The sequence below is a fragment of the Nocardioides sp. genome (assembly GCF_036405735.1).
Lineage (GTDB): Bacteria > Actinomycetota > Actinomycetes > Propionibacteriales > Nocardioidaceae > Nocardioides.
On record NZ_DASWXC010000034.1, the window covers coordinates 1 to 17,470 of the forward strand.

Annotated in this window: 14 protein-coding genes; 9 read left to right on the plus strand and 5 right to left on the minus strand. The window is 72.5% G+C overall.

Translation table 11 applies throughout. From position 1 onward, the window contains the following. Window positions 1-58: 58 nt before the first annotated feature. Complete coding sequence (locus VGE38_RS05220) at window positions 59-1,270, minus strand: DDE-type integrase/transposase/recombinase (protein ID WP_331141475.1); 1,212 nt, start codon at window positions 1,268-1,270, stop codon at window positions 59-61. A gap of 272 nt (window positions 1,271-1,542) precedes the next feature. Between VGE38_RS05220 and VGE38_RS05225 the strand changes: the two genes are divergently transcribed. From VGE38_RS05225 to VGE38_RS05235, 3 genes are all read left to right on the plus strand, one after another. After that, a complete protein-coding gene (locus VGE38_RS05225; RefSeq protein ID WP_331141476.1) occupies window positions 1,543-3,006 on the plus strand; it encodes a phospholipase D family protein in 1,464 nt (487 codons plus the stop codon). Window positions 3,007-3,176: 170 nt separating this feature from the next. Continuing rightward, the gene (locus VGE38_RS05230) at window positions 3,177-3,809 is read left to right on the plus strand and encodes a nuclease-related domain-containing protein (protein WP_331141477.1); all 633 of its coding nucleotides are present in this window, start codon (window positions 3,177-3,179) and stop codon (window positions 3,807-3,809) included. A gap of 40 nt (window positions 3,810-3,849) precedes the next feature. After that, entirely contained in the window at window positions 3,850-4,314 is a 465-nt protein-coding gene (locus tag VGE38_RS05235) for a hypothetical protein (RefSeq protein ID WP_331141478.1), read from the plus strand. A 30-nt stretch (window positions 4,315-4,344) separates the two neighbouring features. On the opposite strand, the gene VGE38_RS05240 is transcribed toward VGE38_RS05235, so the two are convergent. Further along, window positions 4,345-5,298 (minus strand): alpha/beta hydrolase, encoded by a 954-nt coding sequence (locus VGE38_RS05240; protein WP_331141479.1) that lies wholly within the window; start codon window positions 5,296-5,298, stop codon window positions 4,345-4,347. A 150-nt stretch (window positions 5,299-5,448) separates the two neighbouring features. On the opposite strand from VGE38_RS05240, the gene VGE38_RS05245 reads away from it, so the two are divergent. The 4 genes from VGE38_RS05245 to VGE38_RS05260 all read left to right on the plus strand — a co-directional run bounded on the left by VGE38_RS05245 (window position 5,449) and on the right by VGE38_RS05260 (window position 9,486). After that, window positions 5,449-5,676, plus strand: coding sequence for a hypothetical protein (locus VGE38_RS05245; protein ID WP_331141480.1), 228 nt, complete (start codon window positions 5,449-5,451; stop codon window positions 5,674-5,676). Further along, window positions 5,677-6,804, plus strand: coding sequence for a cupin domain-containing protein (locus VGE38_RS05250; protein ID WP_331141481.1), 1,128 nt, complete (start codon window positions 5,677-5,679; stop codon window positions 6,802-6,804). It abuts the gene before it with no gap. Continuing rightward, window positions 6,801-7,718, plus strand: a complete 918-nt coding sequence (locus tag VGE38_RS05255; RefSeq protein ID WP_331141482.1) for a ferredoxin family protein — start codon at window positions 6,801-6,803, stop codon at window positions 7,716-7,718. The genes VGE38_RS05250 and VGE38_RS05255 overlap by 4 nt, the downstream gene beginning before the upstream one ends. A gap of 313 nt (window positions 7,719-8,031) precedes the next feature. Further along, a complete protein-coding gene (locus VGE38_RS05260; RefSeq protein WP_331141483.1) occupies window positions 8,032-9,486 on the plus strand; it encodes an SIR2 family protein in 1,455 nt (484 codons plus the stop codon). A gap of 154 nt (window positions 9,487-9,640) precedes the next feature. Here the strand turns inward: VGE38_RS05260 and VGE38_RS05265 are convergent, their stop codons facing one another. Further along, window positions 9,641-11,086: a DUF1501 domain-containing protein gene (locus VGE38_RS05265; RefSeq protein ID WP_331141484.1), complete on the minus strand. Its 1,446-nt coding sequence runs from the start codon at window positions 11,084-11,086 to the stop codon at window positions 9,641-9,643. Beyond that, window positions 11,083-12,624, minus strand: a complete 1,542-nt coding sequence (locus tag VGE38_RS05270) for a DUF1800 domain-containing protein (RefSeq protein ID WP_331141485.1) — start codon at window positions 12,622-12,624, stop codon at window positions 11,083-11,085. Before VGE38_RS05270 ends, VGE38_RS05265 begins: the two co-directional genes overlap by 4 nt. Before the next feature lie 172 nt (window positions 12,625-12,796). Here VGE38_RS05270 and VGE38_RS05275 point away from each other — a divergent pair, with 172 nt between their 5' ends. Together VGE38_RS05275 and VGE38_RS05280 are read left to right on the plus strand one after the other, a co-directional pair. Next, window positions 12,797-14,440 carry a methyl-accepting chemotaxis protein gene (locus VGE38_RS05275; RefSeq protein WP_331141486.1) on the plus strand — a complete coding sequence of 548 codons (1,644 nt, stop codon included), beginning with the start codon at window positions 12,797-12,799 and terminating at the stop codon, window positions 14,438-14,440. Between the two features lie 149 nt (window positions 14,441-14,589). Beyond that, on the plus strand, window positions 14,590-16,881 hold the full coding sequence (locus VGE38_RS05280) for an immune inhibitor A domain-containing protein (protein WP_331141487.1): 2,292 nt from the start codon (window positions 14,590-14,592) through the stop codon (window positions 16,879-16,881). Window positions 16,882-17,101: 220 nt separating this feature from the next. Here the strand turns inward: VGE38_RS05280 and VGE38_RS05285 are convergent. Next, window positions 17,102-17,470: nitronate monooxygenase (locus VGE38_RS05285; protein WP_331141488.1), on the minus strand; the 369-nt coding region annotated here is incomplete at its 5' end.

Sequence of the window (17,470 nt, forward strand, 5' to 3'; positions counted from 1 at the left end):
TGTGATGTCTCAGGACATCGGAAACTCCCGGACCTACAACTGGTAGGTCCGGGAGTTGTCATTTCGGGGTCGGTCGGGTGGTGTCGGCGGGTGTTCCGGTGGGCTGGTAGTCGCGGTCGGGGTCGATGACGAGGTCGCGGAGCAGTTCGCCGGTGGCGGCGTCGATGACGCGGACGTCGAGGTCGTGGACAAGCAGGATGACGTGGGTTCGGGCGTGGGTTCGTCCGATCCCGATGTGGTGCAGTCGGCCGTTGACGCGCAGGGTGACGGTGCCGACGTTGTCAATGCGGTCGAACCGGACCCGGTCGTGGGTGTCAGCGGCGCGGTCGGCGGCTGGGGTGGCCTTGGGGCGGGTCGTGTAGGCGGTGGCCGGGGTTGCTCGGTGCGGCAGGGACCGGTGCGGCCGGTGCTGGTTGTAGGCGCTGGCGAACTCCTCGAGTAGTACCTGCAGGTCCTCGAGAGTGGTCGGCTGGACGGGCTGAGCGCGCAGCCACTTCTTCATCGTCTGCTGGAATCTCTCGACCTTGCCGCACGTGGTGGGATGGTTCGGACGGGAGTTTTTCTGCACGATCCCGAGGCGTCTGAGCTCGTTCTCGAGCATGCTGCGTCCGCCGCGGCCGCCGGCGAACCGGACGGTGTAGACCATGCCGTTGTCGGTCAGCGTGGATGCGGGGTAGCCGTGCTGACCTGCGGCTTTGGTGAAGGTGTCGAGCACGATCTTGGCTGTGATCCGCCAGTGCGCACTCACATGCAGGGCATATCGGGAGTGGTCGTCGAGCCAGGTGATGATCTCCACGTCGCTGCCTGGTCCGCCGTCGGGGCGGGTAAGTCGATAGTGGGTGAAGTCGGACTGCCAGGTCTCGTTGGGCATCTCGGCTTGGAAGCGAATGTAGGACGACCTCGGGCGTTTGGCCGGCTCAGGGGTCACCGCACCCGCGCGGGCCAGGGTCCGGTTGATCGTGGCTCGGGACAGGGCCACGTCGTGGTGGTGCTGCAGGTGCCAGCCAATGGTCTCCGCGCCGGCATCCAGGCCCGACTCGACCAGTTGCTTGCGCAGCGCCAGGACCAGGTCGACGACCGGCTCAGGCGTGGCGTTGGGTGAGGCGTGCGGGCGGCGAGACTTCGGTTCGAAGGCTGCATCGCCCTCGGCTCGTCGGCGCGACATGAGCTTGCTGACCCAAGCCTTGCTCAGACCGTAGCGACGTGCCGCCTCAGCCTGGGTGATGCCCTCGGTCTCGATCGCGGTGATGACCAGCCTCGCCTTCGACACCCGCCAGCATCGAGTTTCCTATGTCTTGAGACATGGGTTTCCGATGTGCTGAGCCAGGACACTCTCCTTCATCTCGATGGTGGGTCGGTCATCCGTCATGCTCGTCCCGGTCCTAGGGCCGGTCAACGGACCTGGAGGCGGAGCGCGGCCGCCACGCCGGGACGCCGGTGGACCCCATCCCCAATCTGGGGAACCGACGCAGGAACGCGGCCGCCACGACGACGTACGCCGGGGCCGTAGACGTCCGTCACAGCGACTGACAGCCTGACCACGTGAGCGACTGGTTCCTGCCGAGTGCGGAGCGCCCGTGGACCGCGGGCAACCTCGTGGTCCCGCACGTGCACGGGGCCGACTACTTCGCGCGGCTCATCGAGGTGGTCGAGGCGACCGAGGCGGGCGACCGGATCTTCTTCACCGACTGGCGCGGCGACTCCGACGAGCGGCTGGCCAAGGACGGCCCGACCGTGACCGAGCTGCTGAAGTCGGCGGCGGCGCGCGACGTCGAGGTGCGGGCGCTGCTGTGGCGCTCCCACTCCGACAAGGGCCATCTCAACGCCCAGGAGAACAACCACCTCGGCGCGATCGTCAACGAGTGCGGCGGGGAGGCGCTCCTCGACGAGCGGGTGCGCCGCGGCGGGTCCCACCACCAGAAGCTCCTGGTCGTACGCCGGCAGGGCCGCTCGCACGAGGACGTGGCCTTCGTCGGCGGCATCGACCTGTGCCACGGCCGGCGCGACGACGCCGCCCACAAGGGCGACCCGCAGGCGCCGCCGCTGGACCAGCGGTACGGACCGACGCCGCCGTGGCACGACGCGATGGTCGAGATCCGCGGCCCGGCCGTGAGCCACGTCCTCGACACCTTCGCCGAGCGATGGGACGACCCGACCCCGCTCGACCACCGCAACCCCTACCGCGCGCTCATGCACCGACTCGCCCGGATGCCGCGTCACCCCGAGCCGCTGCCCGAGCGCTGGGACCCGCCGCCCGACGCCGGTCCGCATCGGGTGCAACTGCTGCGCACCTATCCGGCCAAGCGGCCGGCGTACCCCTTCGCGCCTGACGGGGAGCGCTCGGTCGCGCGTGGCTACTCCCGCGCCTTCGAGCGGGCGCGGCGGCTGATCTACGTCGAGGACCAGTACTTCTGGTCCGACCTCGTCGCCGCCACGCTCGCCGACGCGCTGCGCCGCGAGCCGGAGCTCCACGTGATCGCGGTCGTGCCGCGCTATCCCGAGGAGGACAACCGCATCAGCGGCCCGCCGATGCTGCTGGGGCAGCGGCAGGCGTGGCAGCGGCTGCGGGAGGCCGGGGGCGACCGGTTCGCCATGTACGACCTCGAGAACGAGGACGGCACGCCGGTCTACGTGCACGCCAAGGTCTGCATCGTCGACGACGAGTGGATGACGGTCGGATCCGACAACCTCAACCTGCGCTCCTGGACCCACGACTCCGAGCTCACCTGCGCGGTCGTCGACCCGACCGGGGAGCTGCCGCGCCGCCTGCGCACCACGCTGTGGGCCGAGCACCTCGGCGTGCCCGCCGACGACCCGCGGCTCGCCGACCCCGCTCATGCGCCTCAGGTGTGGGCCGAGCGTGTCGGCGCCGCCGGCAGCCGGATCCGCCACCACGTGCCGCCGGCCCTGCCCGCCCGCACCCGGCTGTGGGCGGGCCCGGCGTACCGGATGTTCTACGACCCCGACGGCCGTCCCCGTGGCATGCGGGGGACCACGCGGTTCTGAGCGGCTGTCACCGGCTCGTGTGAAGCAGCCTCCGCGCAGCGAGGGTCGAGGCTGCTTCACACCAGGGCACACCGCTAACGGAGAGCGGTTCCGCGCAACTCCCGCGCGCGCCTGCCGATGAGACCTAGCGTCAACGGTGAACACGGCAGGGGCGAATGGGAGTGCGACACATGCCGAACGACTCGGGTGGGCGGCGTCGGACCGCGGAGCGGACGTACGGCGTCGGCGCGGTGCGGCAGATCCTCTCGGCCCTGCCGGCCGACGAGTGGGCGGTCCTGCCCGACGTGCGGCTCCCCGGACACGCGGCTCCGGCCCTCGACATCGCGGTGGGGCCGGGCGGCGTCTTCGTCGTCGAGTCGCGCCTGGTGCCCCGACGGCTGCGTCGCGACGACATCAACGAGGCCGGCGTACGCCAGGACATCGTGGTGAGCGTGACCGCCGCGGCCTTCACGGTCTCGCGGCTCAGCGGCCTCGCGGGGCCGGCCCACGTCCACCCGGTGGTGTGCTTCGTCGGCCGTGAGCTGGAGCCGAGCTCGGCCGGTGACGTCGTGCTCTGCTCGACCGACAACCTGCTGGCCGTGCTCGCCGACCCGCCGCGGGTGCTCGAGCCCGCGGAGTCGCAGCTCATCGCCCTCGAGGTCGACGCCGTGTCCGGCGCGCGGACCCCGATCGTGGCGCGGCGCCGGCGCTGGTTCGGACCGCAGTTCGCGGGCCTGGTGCTCGCCGCCGTCGCCTCGGTCGGGCTGTGGCAGGTCGTCGACGGGGCGAGCCAGCCCGCTGCTGCGGCCTCCGTCACACCGTAGATTTCCTCAGGGCGGAACAGCCGGTGCCGATGCGGGGGACATGACCCACGCCGCCCCGCGTCTCCTGATCGCCGGTCTGATCGCCCTGGTCCTCGCTCTGGGCCCGCTGTTCCTCGGGACGGCGCCAGCCACGGCCAAGCCCAAGAAGGCCAAGGCGTTCCCGACCAGCGTCGTGCTCTCCGCATCGGCCACCACGGTCGAGGAGGGCGACGAGGTGGTCCTCACCGCGGTCTTCACCTCCAAGCGCAAGCCGCGCAGCGGCAAGGCCACCGTCCGCTGGGTCGACGACGAGGGCGTCGACCAGGTCGCGAAGGTCAAGCTCCGCAAGGGCACGGGCCGGCTGGTCGTCGACCCGTGGGCCACCACGACGTACGTCTGGACGATGCCCAAGGCCGGCAAGGCCAAGGCGGTGACCGCGCGGATCACGATCACGACCTACCCGATGGCCGAGGATGACAGTGAGTGGGTCGAGGACGAGACGTCGGAGGACGACGAGATCCTCTGACCCCCGGGCGCGGGGACGGGTCGCCCGGACCTACGACAGCCGCGCGCTGAGGAACCCCGCCACGTCGGCGAGTGCGTCCTTCGCGACCGGCACCACGCGCGGCAGGCTCAGGAAGCCGTGGACGCCCGGCCCGTAGTCCCGGAGCTCGACCTCGACACCGGCCGCGGCCAGCGCCGCGGCGTACCGCTCGCCGTGGTCGCGCAGCGGGTCGTGGTGCGCGGTGACGATGAGCGCCGGCGGCAGCCCCGCGTGCGAGGCGGCGCGGATGGGGGAGAGCTGCCAGTCGGTCGCCACCGAGGTGTCGCCGGCGTAGAGCCGGGAGAAGGTCCGCATCCCGCGCGAGGTGAGCACGATCCCCTCGGCGAACTCGTCCTCCGACGGCCAGCGCTCGTGGATCTCGACGGCCGGGTAGACCAGCGCCTGCGCCCGGATGTCGTCGATGCCGGCGTCACGGGCCAGGAGCGCCACGACGCTCGCCAGGTTGCCGCCGGCGCTGTCGCCGGTCACGGCCATCCGGCGCGGGTCGCCGCCGAGCTCGGCGGCGTGCGCCCGCACCCACTCGAACGCCGCCCAGGCGTCGTCGGTCGCGGCGGGGTAGGGGTGCTCGGGCGCGAGCCGGTACGTCGGCGACACGACGATCGCGCCGGTCAGCTCGGCCACATGGCTGGCGAACCAGCCGGACTGCTCGGGGGTGCCGATGCACCAGCCGCCGCCGTGGAAGTTCACCACCACCGGCTTCGGGCCGGCACCCGGCGGGGTGTGGATGCGCATCCGGCTGTCGTGGTGGGCGAGCGCGACGGCCCGCTCCTCGACCGCGACCCGCGTCGACTCCCGCCCGGTGACCAGTCGACCGACCGGCGAGGCGAGCAGCCGGGCCCGCTTCTTCCGCAGAGCGATCATCTCCTCCGCCGTGTCGGCGGGCTTCGAGATCCGCTGGAGGACGGCGCCGAAGAGGCGGGTGCGGAGGGCGAGCTGGTCGGTCACGGAGGCAGTCTGCCGGAGAACCGGTCCGCAGCGGCGTTCGCCCGGTCACCGAGGGGCGTCCCGGTGGGCGTCCGGGTGGGCGCAGCGATATACCCAGCCCTCGGACGGGTACATGCTGGGTCCACGAACCACTCACCCCAGGAGGACCTGATGACCGAAGAGCCCCTGAGCGACGACGAGATGACCACGACGCCGGGTGGCGGCGGCGGGGGTCTGGGTGGCGGCGGCGACGCCGACGGCACGGACGGTGGCGACGCCGACGGCACGGACGGCGACGCGACGGACACGACCGACGGCGACGCCAGCGACGGCGACGCGACCGACACGACCGACGGCGACGCGTCGGACGGCGACGGCACCGACGGCACCGACGGCTGAGTGAGCGCGCTCGACCTGCTCAGCGGTGACGCCCAGACCTTCCTGAGCAAGGTCTGGGCGTCCCGCGTGCACCTGCACCGCACGGACCCCGACGCGCTGGTCGGACTGCTCTCGCTGGAGGACGCCGACCGGCTCCTCACCGAGACGGCCGTCCGCACGCCGTCGATCCGGCTGGCGAAGGACGGAGGGGTGCTGCCGGAGTCGGCGTACACCCGCTCGGCGACCCTCGCCGGCCAGCAGCTCACGGGTCTGGTGGACCCGCGCAAGGCGCTGGAGCTCTTCGCGGACGGCGCGACCGTCGTCTTCCAAGGGCTGCACCGCTACCACGCGCCACTGACCCGGCTGGTCGCCGAGCTCGAGTTGGAGCTCGGCCATCCGTGCCAGGCCAACGCCTACCTCACCCCGCCGGGGTCGCAGGGTTTCGCCGTCCACTCCGACAGCCACGACGTGTTCGTCTTCCAGACCGCGGGCTCGAAGCAGTGGGAGGTCCACGGCCCCGACAGTCCCGACGGGCCCGAGCAGGTCGTCCTGGAGCCGGGACTGTCGATGTACCTCCCCACCGGCACCCCGCACGCCGCCCGCGCGCAGGAGACGGTGTCCCTGCACGTCACGATCGGCATCAACCAGCTCACCTGGCGCGGGCTGGTCGAGCGCACGGTGCAGCCGCTGCTCGCCACCGTCGGCGAGGAGCACCTGCCGGCCGGCTACCTCGACGACCCGGCGCTGCTGCGCGACGGCCTGGCCGAGCGGCTGGAGCGGCTGGCGCAGGAGGTACGCCGGGCCGACCCGACCGCCGCGGTCGAGACCGAGATCCGGCGGTTCCTCACCAGCCGCCCGCCGCGCCTGGCCGGCGGCCTGAGGGACGTGCTGGCCGACGTCACCGGGCAGACCCGGCTACGGCGCCGGCCCGGCCACCCCTGCGTGCTGCTGGACCGCGGCGACCGGGTCGAGGTGCTGCTCGGCGACCGCTCGCTGACCGTGCCGGCCCGGGTGCGTCCGGCGCTGGAGGAGATCCGCGGTCGCGACACGGTGACGCCGGCCGACCTGCCGCTGGACCCGCAGAGCAACCTGGTGCTGTGCCGCCGACTGGTGCGGGAAGGGCTGCTGGAGCTGCTGGAGCCCCGGTGACGTCCTTCCGCTGCGCGGCCGCCAGCCTGGCGCGCGCCGAGCCGATCGCCGGCACGGCCACCCACGTCCGCACCTGGCTGCTCCTCGAGCACGTCGGTCCCTGGGGCAACACCGCCCTGCTCGACGCGCGCCTGCCCGACGGACTCGGTGCCGCGCTGCGGGACCGCGCGCAGGAGCTGCGCGCGAAGATCCTGCTCATCCGGCGGGTCAGCTCGCGACCGTCGACACCCTACGGGGTCCGGGTCTTCGCCGCGTACGCCGACCCGCTCCGGCCGCGGCTGGAGTCGGGCGTCGTGGGCGATCCCCGGGACGTGCTCGACCTCGACCTGGGAGCGCTGCGGCGGGGCGGCTCGACCGGCCTGCCGGCGTACGACGGGCCGCTGTTCTGCGTCTGCACCAACGGCCGGCACGACGCCTGCTGTGCCGAGCGCGGCCGACCGGTGGCCGCGGCGCTGGACGCCGCGCACCCCGAGCACACCTGGGAGGTGTCGCACATCGGCGGCGACCGGTTCGCCGCGAACCTGGTCGTGCTGCCGCACGGGCTGTACTACGGCCGGCTCGACCCGGCCGCCGCGCTCACTGTCGCCGACAGCCACCGCGACGGCCTGCTCACGCTCGACCTCTTGCGTGGCCGGGCCTCCTACCCGATGCCGGTGCAGGCCGCCGAGATTGCGCTGCGACGCGAGCTGGGGCTGCTCGGGCTGGCGGCCGTCGAGCTGGTCGACCGCAGCGTCGCCGACGAGGTCACCACGGTCGACCTGGCGGCGGGCGGCGCGATCTACCGGGTCCGTGTGCGCACCACCCGCGACAGCGGCGATACCGCGCAGCTGACCTGCAAGGCGTCGCGGCCCAACCCCGTGCCGTCCCACGAGGTCCTGGGCATCGAGCCGCTGCCACCGGCCGCCGAGCAGTGAGGCCGTCCGCCCCCCGTTGGTCGGTGTCGGTCGGTGGGTGGTCTCGACGCGTCTCGCCTGGCGGCTCGCCGGCTCGACCACCGGGGACCGGCTCGACCACCGGGGGCCGGCTCGACCACCGGGGACCGGCTCGACCACCGGGGACCGGCTCGCCGGCTCGACTACCGGGTTCGTTGGTCGAGCAGCGAGGCCGCCCGCGGCCGAGCGTGTCGAAACCCCCGTAGCGCGGTCTCCTGAGGTGCCGGCCGGGGTGTCGACGACGAAATGCATCGTGGGTGCGGCTCCTGGATAGCGGAGCAGTGAGGAGGTGGGTATGACGTCCGGACACGTGTTCGTCGCCCACGGCCGCATCGAGTCCGTGGTGCACGACGCGGCCGTCGTACCCCTCGGCGCCGACCGGGCCTTCACCGACCACTGGCGCCCGCTCCTCGGTCACGACGAGCCGGCACCGGGCGCGGGCTGGGACGAGCGCGGATGGGCGGCCAGCGACCGGGAGGGGCTCTGGCTGATCCGGGTCGGTCCGGGGGAGGACGTCGCGGTCGACGAGCTGGCCGGCCGCGTGGGGGAGGTGCTGACCGAGATCGCCGGAGCGGGACTCGCGCCGGCAGCCGGCCGGGTCAAGCCGCTGGTGGCGCTGCCGTTCGTCGGCCTGGAGGGCGGCGGCCTGGGGTCGCGGCGCGGCGACGTCGTACGGAGCCAGCTCCAGGCGGTCGCCCGGGTGGCGGTCGGTCACGACCTCGACGTCGTCGTGGTCACCCCGGAGGCCGCGGTCTACGCCGCCGCGCAGCACGTACGCCGACAGCTCGTCGGCGACGGACGCACCGGCGACGGGGACCGCCTCGACGCGGCTGCCCGGCGGCTCGCGGACCGGGCCCGCGCCGGGGAGCTGGCGCTGTTCCTCGGCGCGGGCGTGAGCGTACCGGCGGGCCTGCCGTCGTGGAGCGAGCTGCTCGGCCACCTCGCCGCCGAGCTGGACCCCGAGGAGCTGGCGCAGCTCTCCCCACTCGACCAGGCCGAGCTGCTGCAGGTGCTCGATCCGGGGTTCCAGCAGCGGGTCGCCGAGGCGGTCGAGCAGCGGCGTACGCCCTCCCTCAGCCATGTCCTGCTCGCCGGCCTGGGCTGCGGGGAGGTGGTGACCACCAACTACGACGCGCTCTACGAGACCGCCGTCGCCGCTCCGGGCGGGCATGAGCCGAGCGTGCTGCCGTGGCAGTCGGCGGTCGGGGCGCGGCCGTGGCTGCTCAAGCTCCACGGCGACCTGGCGCGTCCCACCAGCATCGTGCTGACCCGCGGCGACTTCGTGCGGTACGACGCGTTCCGGCGGCCCTCCGGATCGCTGCTGCAGGCACTCCTGCTCACCCGGCACGTGCTGTTCGTCGGGGCCTCACTGCGCGACGACAACGTGATCCGGCTGCTGCGGGAGGTCCAGGAGTACCGCCGCGAGCACGACCTGGGCAACGGCCCGTTCGGCACCGTCCTCGACATCGACCACGACGTCGTCCGCGCGCGGCTGTGGACGGGGCAGCTGGACTGGCTGCACCTGGACGGTGACGGTGTGGAGGACCGCGCCCGGCAGCTGGAGATCTTCCTCGACCGGGTGTCGATGTACGCCTGCCGCGACTCCGGCTGGCTGCTGGACCCGCGCTTCTCCGGGCTGCTGAGCCGGGAGGACGCCGACCTCGCCGAGGAGGTACGCCGGGTCGCGGGCCGGATCCGTGACACCGGCTCGCTGCTCGGCCCACTGCTCGGCCCGCTGGTCGAGCCGTGAGGCCGCCCGCCGCTGGTCGAGCAGCAGGGTGGTCTCGACACGTCTCGCCTGGCGGCTCGCCGGCTCGACCACCGGGAAACCGGCTCGCCGGCTCGACCACCGGTGGTCCGGCTCGCCGGCTCGACCACCGGGGCCGGCTCGACGGGCGAGGGGCCTAGCGCCGGCGACGGATCATCCGGCGCCTGCGGCGCTTCCTGCGCCGACGGCGCCTCCGCTTCGGCTGGGGCTTGACCGGGACCGGGGACGGCGGAGGCGGCGGCTGTGGAGCCGGCGGAGGGGTCGTGGGTGTGGGAGCGGGCGGGTCGGGCACCGTCGTGGTCGTCGACCCCCAGCCACTCTGCCCGGTCATGAAGCCGATCGGCGTGCGAGAGAGCCCCGGGAAGACCGCGGCGAGCGAGGTGCCCATCCGGGCGGTGACGACCTCGGCCAGCACGTCGCGGTAGTCGGTGGTGACCGCCAGGTCGGCGTCGAGGGTGTTCTGCAGCGCGGTCCACCGGGCGTAGTACCCGCCCTTGACCCCCGCGCCGGCGACCAGCATGACGTTGCCCCAGCCGTGGTCGAGGCCGTAGGAGGAGTTCTCGGCCACCCGGCGGCCGAACTCGCTGATCGTGACCAGCGTGACCTTCGAGCGGACTGCGCCCAGGTCCGTGAAGAACGCGGCGATGGCCTGGCCCAGCTCACGCGTGTTCGAGACCATGTCGCCCCACGACAGGGTGCCGAGGTTGGTGTGCATGTCCCAGGCGCCGTGGTCGACCGTCACGACGTTGACGCCGAGGTCGGCGCGCAGCGTGCGCGCCACCGACGACAGCGCGCGCCCGAGGTCGGAGTTGGCCGGGTAGCCGGTCCCCGCCGGCTGTGCCTCCGCCGCCGCCAGCCGGTCCACGCTGGCCATCGCGGCGCGCATCCCGGCCGCCAGCGGACCCTCCTCCGTGGCCCACATCGCGGCGAGCGAGTCACGTCGCGCCGTGCTGCCGGCCGAGGAGCCGGGCAGCGACGCCACCGAGAGGTCCTTGATCGACATGACCGTCTCCTCGCCGACCAGCGCGGTCGGCAGATCGCCGACGGCCAGCCCGGCGAGCGGGTCGGTGGAGCCGGACGCGCCCACCAGGCGGTTGAGCCAGCCGGTCCGCGTCGAGGATCCGGGCGCAGCGTCCTCGACCAGCTCCATGGCCGCGAAGTGCGACCGGTTTGCCACCCGCATGCCGGTCGCGTGGATCGCCGCCACCTCGCCCGCCTGCCACATCGGCAGCAGCGGCGCGAGCGAGGGATGCAGCCCGAAGAACGCGTCGGGCGCGAGCAGGGCGTCGCGTGGGACGCCGATCCTCGGCCGGGCGGCGTAGTACGCCGGGTCGCCGTGCGGCACGACCAGTGACAGTCCGTCGGCGGCCCCGCGCAGCGAGAGCACGACCAGCACGGCGGGCGCCGGGGCGCCGTACGCCGGCGCGGTGCTGACCACGGCGGACCCGACCGTCGTGGCCACGCCACCGGCGAGCAGGCCGCGGAGCAGGCCGCGGCGGGTGAGGGCCAGGCTCTCGGGGCAGCAGGTCTCGATACGCCTCCGCCTAGCGGCTCCGGCTACTCGACCGGCGATGTCGTTCATCGGCGGTACCAGGTCGGGTGGTCGAGCAGAGCGACCAGCAGGTGCGGCATCTTCCAGGTGAAGATCGAGTCGGTCGCCTTCACGACCCGGTCGGGCAGGTAGCCCGTCGAGAGGCATGCTCCCTCGAGCACCGACGGGGTGGAGGGTCGCCCGTGGAGCAGCCGGGCCAGGTGGTCCACCAGGTCGCGGAACGCGATAGGCAGCACCGGCGCCCACTCGGCCGGCTTGCGGTAGGTCGCCTCCTGCGACGGCCACCAGCCGCCCGCCATCGACCAGTGCACGTCCATCGAGGCGAGCATCCGCGACGGCGACCCCCAGGCCGAGGAGACGAGCGGGGCGCCGTCGGGACGCGGCCAGGCCATCGGCTCGTCGCCCAGGTCGCCGGCCTGCCAGATGATGGCGTTGGCAGCGGAGCTGCGGTCGACCGGCGGGGCGATGGTCGCGCCCAGCAGCCGCCAGGTCGCGACGAGGTCCTCCGACGGCGTGCGCAGCTTGGTGTCGGCCGCCGCGGCGAACTCCGGCGAGTCCACGAGCGCGCGCAGCACCGGCACGATGCGGGTGTCGTTGGCGAGGTAGACCTCGGCCAACCGTTCCACGAGCGTGGCCGGCGGCTCGTCGGCCACGAACTTCGTGACCAGCTTGCGCGCCACCCGGCGGGCGGTGAGCGGGTGCCGCGCGAGGTAGGACAGCAGCGCGGCCACCACCGGTCGCCCGTCGACGTCGGCGTTGGGGTGCGCGAAGCCGAGCACCTGCACCGGCCCGGTCCAGTGGTCGCGGGTGCGGTACGACGCCGCGAAGGTCGTCCACATCGCGATGTCGTAGCCCGTCAGGATCCGGGCGGCGTTCTTGACATCGTCCTCGGAGTGGTTGCCGACCCCGACGGTGTGCAGCTCGAGGAGCTCGCGGCCGAGGTTCTCGTTGGGGTGGGTCTTCGTGGAGTCGTAGCCGGACAGGAAGATCGTCATCGCGGGGTGCGTGATCGTGGCCTGCAGCAGCTCCTCGAAGGAGCCGAGCGCACGGGCGCGGATCGCGTCGCCGTACGACGCCCGGTGGGTGAACTGCGGGTCGCCGTTGGTCGGCACGTGGAAGTGGTGCTCCCAGAACTCCGTCATGACCTCGCGCACCTGCCACGGGGTGGTGATGCGCCGCAGCAGCGTCCGGCGGCCGTAGTCGTTCATCACCTCCCAGCCGCCGCGGATGTCGTCGTCGGCGCGCTGCCACAGCTCGTTCGCCGGGCGGTGCAGGTCGGGCCACCAGTCGACGGCCGCGTCGGAGCCGTCCGCGACCGGGCTCAGCTGCTGCTCGAACCATGCGCGGGCCCCGACCCGGAGCACCTCGTCGCGCAGCGCCGGCGTGACGCCGTACGAGAACCGGTTGAGCAGGTGGCGCTCACCCGCGGACAGCACGGGGGTGGCCGGGAAGGACCCGGCGACGTACGCCGTGCCGGCCGTCGCCGCGCGCGCCGAGGTCGGTACGGCGACCGCGGCCGTGCCGAGCGCGGCGGCGGCCACTGTGCTGCGACGCGAGACGATCCGCATCGTGCTGCTCCCTACGACGAGGCCCGAGATCCCCGAGATCCCGTGATGGAGATCGCATCGGCCATCCGGGGCGCGCCCTGAGCGGACTGTTCGAGCGAGTTCGGAGAAGGACTCGTTCGGTGACCGTGCATATCTGACACGAGGTGTCGCGATCGACGCCGACGAGGCTCAGATGATCGACTCACCGGCCGAACCAGACGGCATGAATCTCTTCTCGCGCACCCGCATCGGCACGCGCCTCGCCGCTGCCCTGGGGGCGGTCATCGTCCTCTTCATCGCCGTGGCCATGGTGGGCATCGGTGCGCTGGGCAGGAGTGACCGTGCCGTCACCGAGGTGAACCAGCTCCTCGAGGCCACCCGCGACGTGCAGGAGATCAAGTACTTCAACGCCGACGTGAGCGGCTGGCAGGTGGCCTACGCCTGGGAGGCGGCGAAGGGGGACCCCAAGGCCGCGGTGCAGCCCGACGCGCCGACCCGCGCCGGCTACATCGACGTCGCGAAGCGGTTCCGCGCGTTCCTCGCCGACATCAACACCGACTACCTCACGGCCAAGGAGAACGCGCTGCTCGACTCGGCCCGCATGGACCTCGAGAAGTTCTTCGAGATGGACGACGAGATCGTCGCGCTCTACGAGAAGGCCACCGACGCCTCGGTGGCGAAGGCGAACGAGCTGATCCTGGGTCCGTCGTGGGACGTCTACTACCGGGTGCTGGAGAGCACCGCCGACCTCATCGCCTCGGTGGAGAAGCGGAGCGAGGCGGCCGCGAAGGATGCGGCCGACCAGGCCGACGCGGCCCGCGTCCAGATGGGCGTCGCGGTCGTGCTCGCCGTCGTCCTCGGGGTGCTGCTGGTGTGGCTGGTCCGCCGCAGCATCACCGTCCCGCTGGCCGCGACGACCGACGCCCTGCGCCGCCTCGGCGACAAGGACCTCACCGTCCAGGTGGACATCGCCGACCGCGGCGAGCTGGGTGAGATGGCGACGGCCATCAACCAGGCCGCCACCACCCTGCGCGAGACCGTGACCGCTGTGAAGTCCGACGCGGCTCGCCTCGCCACCGCCTCCACGGCGATGCTCGGTGCCAACCAGGAGATCCTGCAGAGCACGCAGGTCGCCTCCGGCCTCGTTCAGGAGGCGGCCTCCTCGGCCGGGGAGGTCAGCCACAACGCGCACTCGGTCGCCGCCGGCACCGAGGAGATGGGCGCCTCCATCACCGAGATCTCGCGCAGCGCCTCGGAGGCGGCCTCGGTCGCCAACTCGGCGGTCTCGGCCGCGACCGACGCCTCCAGCCGCATCGACCGCCTCGGGGCCGCCTCGCAGGAGATCGGCGCCGTCGTGGCGACCATCAGCGCGATCGCGGAGCAGACCAACCTGCTCGCCCTCAACGCCACCATCGAGGCGGCCCGGGCCGGCGAGATGGGCAAGGGCTTCGCGGTCGTGGCCACCGAGGTCAAGGAGCTCGCCGGCGAGACCGCGAAGGCCACCGAGGACATCTCCAGCCGGGTCGCCGGGATCCAGCAGGAGACGGCCGAGGTGGTCGGGACGATCCGCGAGATCACCGACGTCATCGGCCGCGTCAACGACTACGTCACCACCATCGCCAGTGCCGTGGAGGAGCAGAGCGCCACCACCTCCAGCATCAGCGTCAGCGTCCACCAGGCGGCCAGTGGCTCCGGCCTCATCGCGGAGCGGGTCCGGGGCGTCGCGGACATCGTCTCCGAGACCGACGGAGCCGTCGCGGGCAGCAGCCGGACCCTGGAGGAGCTCACCGAGATGGCGGCCGCGATGGACCGCGTCACTGCCACGTTCCGGGTCTGACCTGGTCCTACCGCCGACGAGAAACTTTCCGGCGCGCCTCTTTACGGGCCGCTGACTTCGTGATGAAGTGCCCGAACGGACGCAAGCCGTCCGCTCGGCGGGGCCTCGCGAGGGGTCGCGACGACGACAAAGTTCTCGGAGGAACATCAGTGAACCGACGCATCTCGGGCGTCATCAGCATGGCCGCGGGCATCTCGCTCGCGGCCTTTGCTGTGCCCACCACCGCATCCGCCGTACCGGCCGACGACGCCGCGCAGCACACCGACAGGTCCGCCAAGCCGAAGCAGGACAACCGGCCCGACAAGCTGCACGAGAAGCGCGCCGCGCTCAAGCAGGCGGCCGTCGAGAAGGTCGCCAAGGGCGAGGCGAAGGTCGTCACCAAGGGCAAGAGCCGGGCGGTGGAGACCGCCGGCGGCCAGTGGGTCGAGTACGGCACCCAGGAGACCGCCCAGCTGCTCAGCTTCCTCGTCGAGTTCGGCGACCAGGTGGACCCGCGCTTCGCGGACGCGCCCGCCGGTCCGGTGCACAACCAGATCCCCGAGCCGCCGGCCGAGGACAACAGCACCTACTGGCAGCCCGACTTCTCGACCGAGCACTTCAAGCAGATGTTCTTCACCGGCCTGCCCGACCAGAACGGCGAGTCGTTCCGCGACCTCTACGACGAGATGTCCAGCGGCCGCTTCGACGTCCAGGGTGACGTCAGCGACTGGGTCACCGTGCCGTACCACGAGGCGTCGTACGGCCAGACCGAGTCCAACGGCGACATGACCCGCTTCATCCAGGACGCCGCGAACGCGTGGTACGCCGACCAGCTGGCCCGGGGCAAGACCAAGGACGAGATCGTCGCCTACCTGAAGTCGTTCGACGTCTGGGACCGCTACGACATCGACGGCGACGGCAACTTCGCCGAGGCCGACGGCTACATCGACCACTTCCAGGCGATCCACGCCGGTGAGGGCGAGGAGGCGGGCGCACCGGAGTGGGCGATCTGGTCGCACCGCTGGGCGGCCAACCCCACCGGCGCGCAGGGCCCGGCGGGCTTCCCGAAGGTCGGCGGTGTCCGCATCGGCGACACCGACCTGTGGATCCGCGACTACACCACCGAGCCCGAGAACGGCGGCCTCGGCGTCTTCGCCCACGAGTTCGGCCACGACCTCGGCCTGCCGGACTACTACGACACCGTCGACCCGACGCCGCTCGACAACGGCACCGGGTTCTGGAACCTGATGAGCTCCGGCTCCTGGCTGGGTCACGGCGCCGGCGACGTGGGCACCACGCCCGACCACATGGGAGCGACCGAGAAGCTGTTCCTCGGCTGGCTCGACTACGAGTACGTCGCCCCCGGCGCGACGGAGACCGTCGAGGTCGGCCCCAGCTACCACGCCACCAAGAAGGCCCAGGCCGTCATCGCCGACCTGCCGCCGGGCAAGGAGTTCGTCGACGTCGCGCCCGAGTACGACGGCGCCTACCTCTACTCCGGCACCGGTGACGAGCGCACCTCGACCGCCACGTCGGCGCCGTTCACCGTGCCGGCGGGGGCGTCGCTCGCGGCGAAGGTGAACTACTCGATCGAGACCGACTGGGACTACGCCTACGTCGAGGTCGCCACCGACGGCCAGACCTTCACGCCGCTCGCGACCAACCTATCGACGAGCACCGACCCCAACGGCCAGAACGAGGGCCACGGCATCACCGGCTCCTCGCAGGGTCAGTGGGTCGACCTGACGGCCGACCTGTCGGCGTACGCCGGGAAGAGCGTGACGCTGCGGTTCCGCCACTTCAACGACGCCGCCTACCACGAGTTCGGCATCGCGATCGACGACATCAGCGTCGGCACCGCGCTGGTCTCCGACGGCGACGCCGAGGGGTGGACCCTCGACGGCTTCAGCTCGCTGACCGGGGGCGGCTACTACGCGGACTACTCCCGCTACTACGTCGCCGAGCACCGCACCTACCGCGGCTACGACGCCACGCTGCGGACCGGGCCGTACAACTACGCCTGGACCATCACCGACCCGGAGCGGGTGCAGCAGTTCCCGTACCAGGACGGTCTGCTGATCTGGTACGTCAACGGCCTGTACGGCGACAACAACACCTCCGTGCACCCCGGCTACGGCGAGGCGCTCCCCGTCGACGCCCACCCGGTGGCGCAGAAGTGGAGCGGCGGCGACGTGACCCGCGGCCGGTTCCAGACCTACGACGCGACCTTCGGGCTGGAGCCCACCGAGCCGCTCGACCTCGTGCGCGAGATCGTCGGTGGGCTGGAGACCGTCTCGGTGCCGTCGCAGCCGGCGGTGCGGGTCTTCGACGACAGCGACGTCGACCGCTACTGGGACCCCGCCAACCCGCAGGGCTCCACCAAGGTCGCCGGCACCGGCACCACCATCGCGGTCACCGACGTGAACAAGAGCAAGGACACCATGACCGTCCGGGTCAACTGACCGCTCGCGTCCCCTCGTCGGTCGAGCATCTCGAGACCCCCGCACCGTTCCCGGGTGCGGGGGTCTCGCACGTTGAGTCTCGGGTTGGCGTGGGTCGAGACCCGGGTTGGCGTAGGTCGAGTCTCGGGTTGGCGTGGTGGCTCGGCACGGGAACCGGAGACTCAACCCTCGGAAGTCCGAGGCTCAACGCTCGGGAACCCGGGTCTCGACGGGGTGAGGGTCAGGGGAGGAGGGAGTGGAGCAGGTCGGCGGCGGGGCCGGGGCGGGCGGCGTGGTGGCCGGTGCCCGCCCACAGGTGCAGGTGCTCGGGGTCGTCGTGCTCGGCCGCCCAGCGACGCATCGGGGCGGTGAGGTGGTGCAGGCTCGGGTACGCCGGCGGTGCCCAGCCGTCGTACTGCCGGCTGAAGTCGTTGACGAGCCCGCGGGCGAGCCGGCCGGTGAAGGCCCGCATCACGGCGGTACGCCGGTTCGGGTCGGTGAGGACGCGACGATGGACCGGTCGCGTCCCCGCCTCGTCGGCCAGCATCAGGGCGGTGCCCACCTGGACCGCCTCGGCGCCCGCCGCCAGCGCGTCGGCGACGTCGGCCGG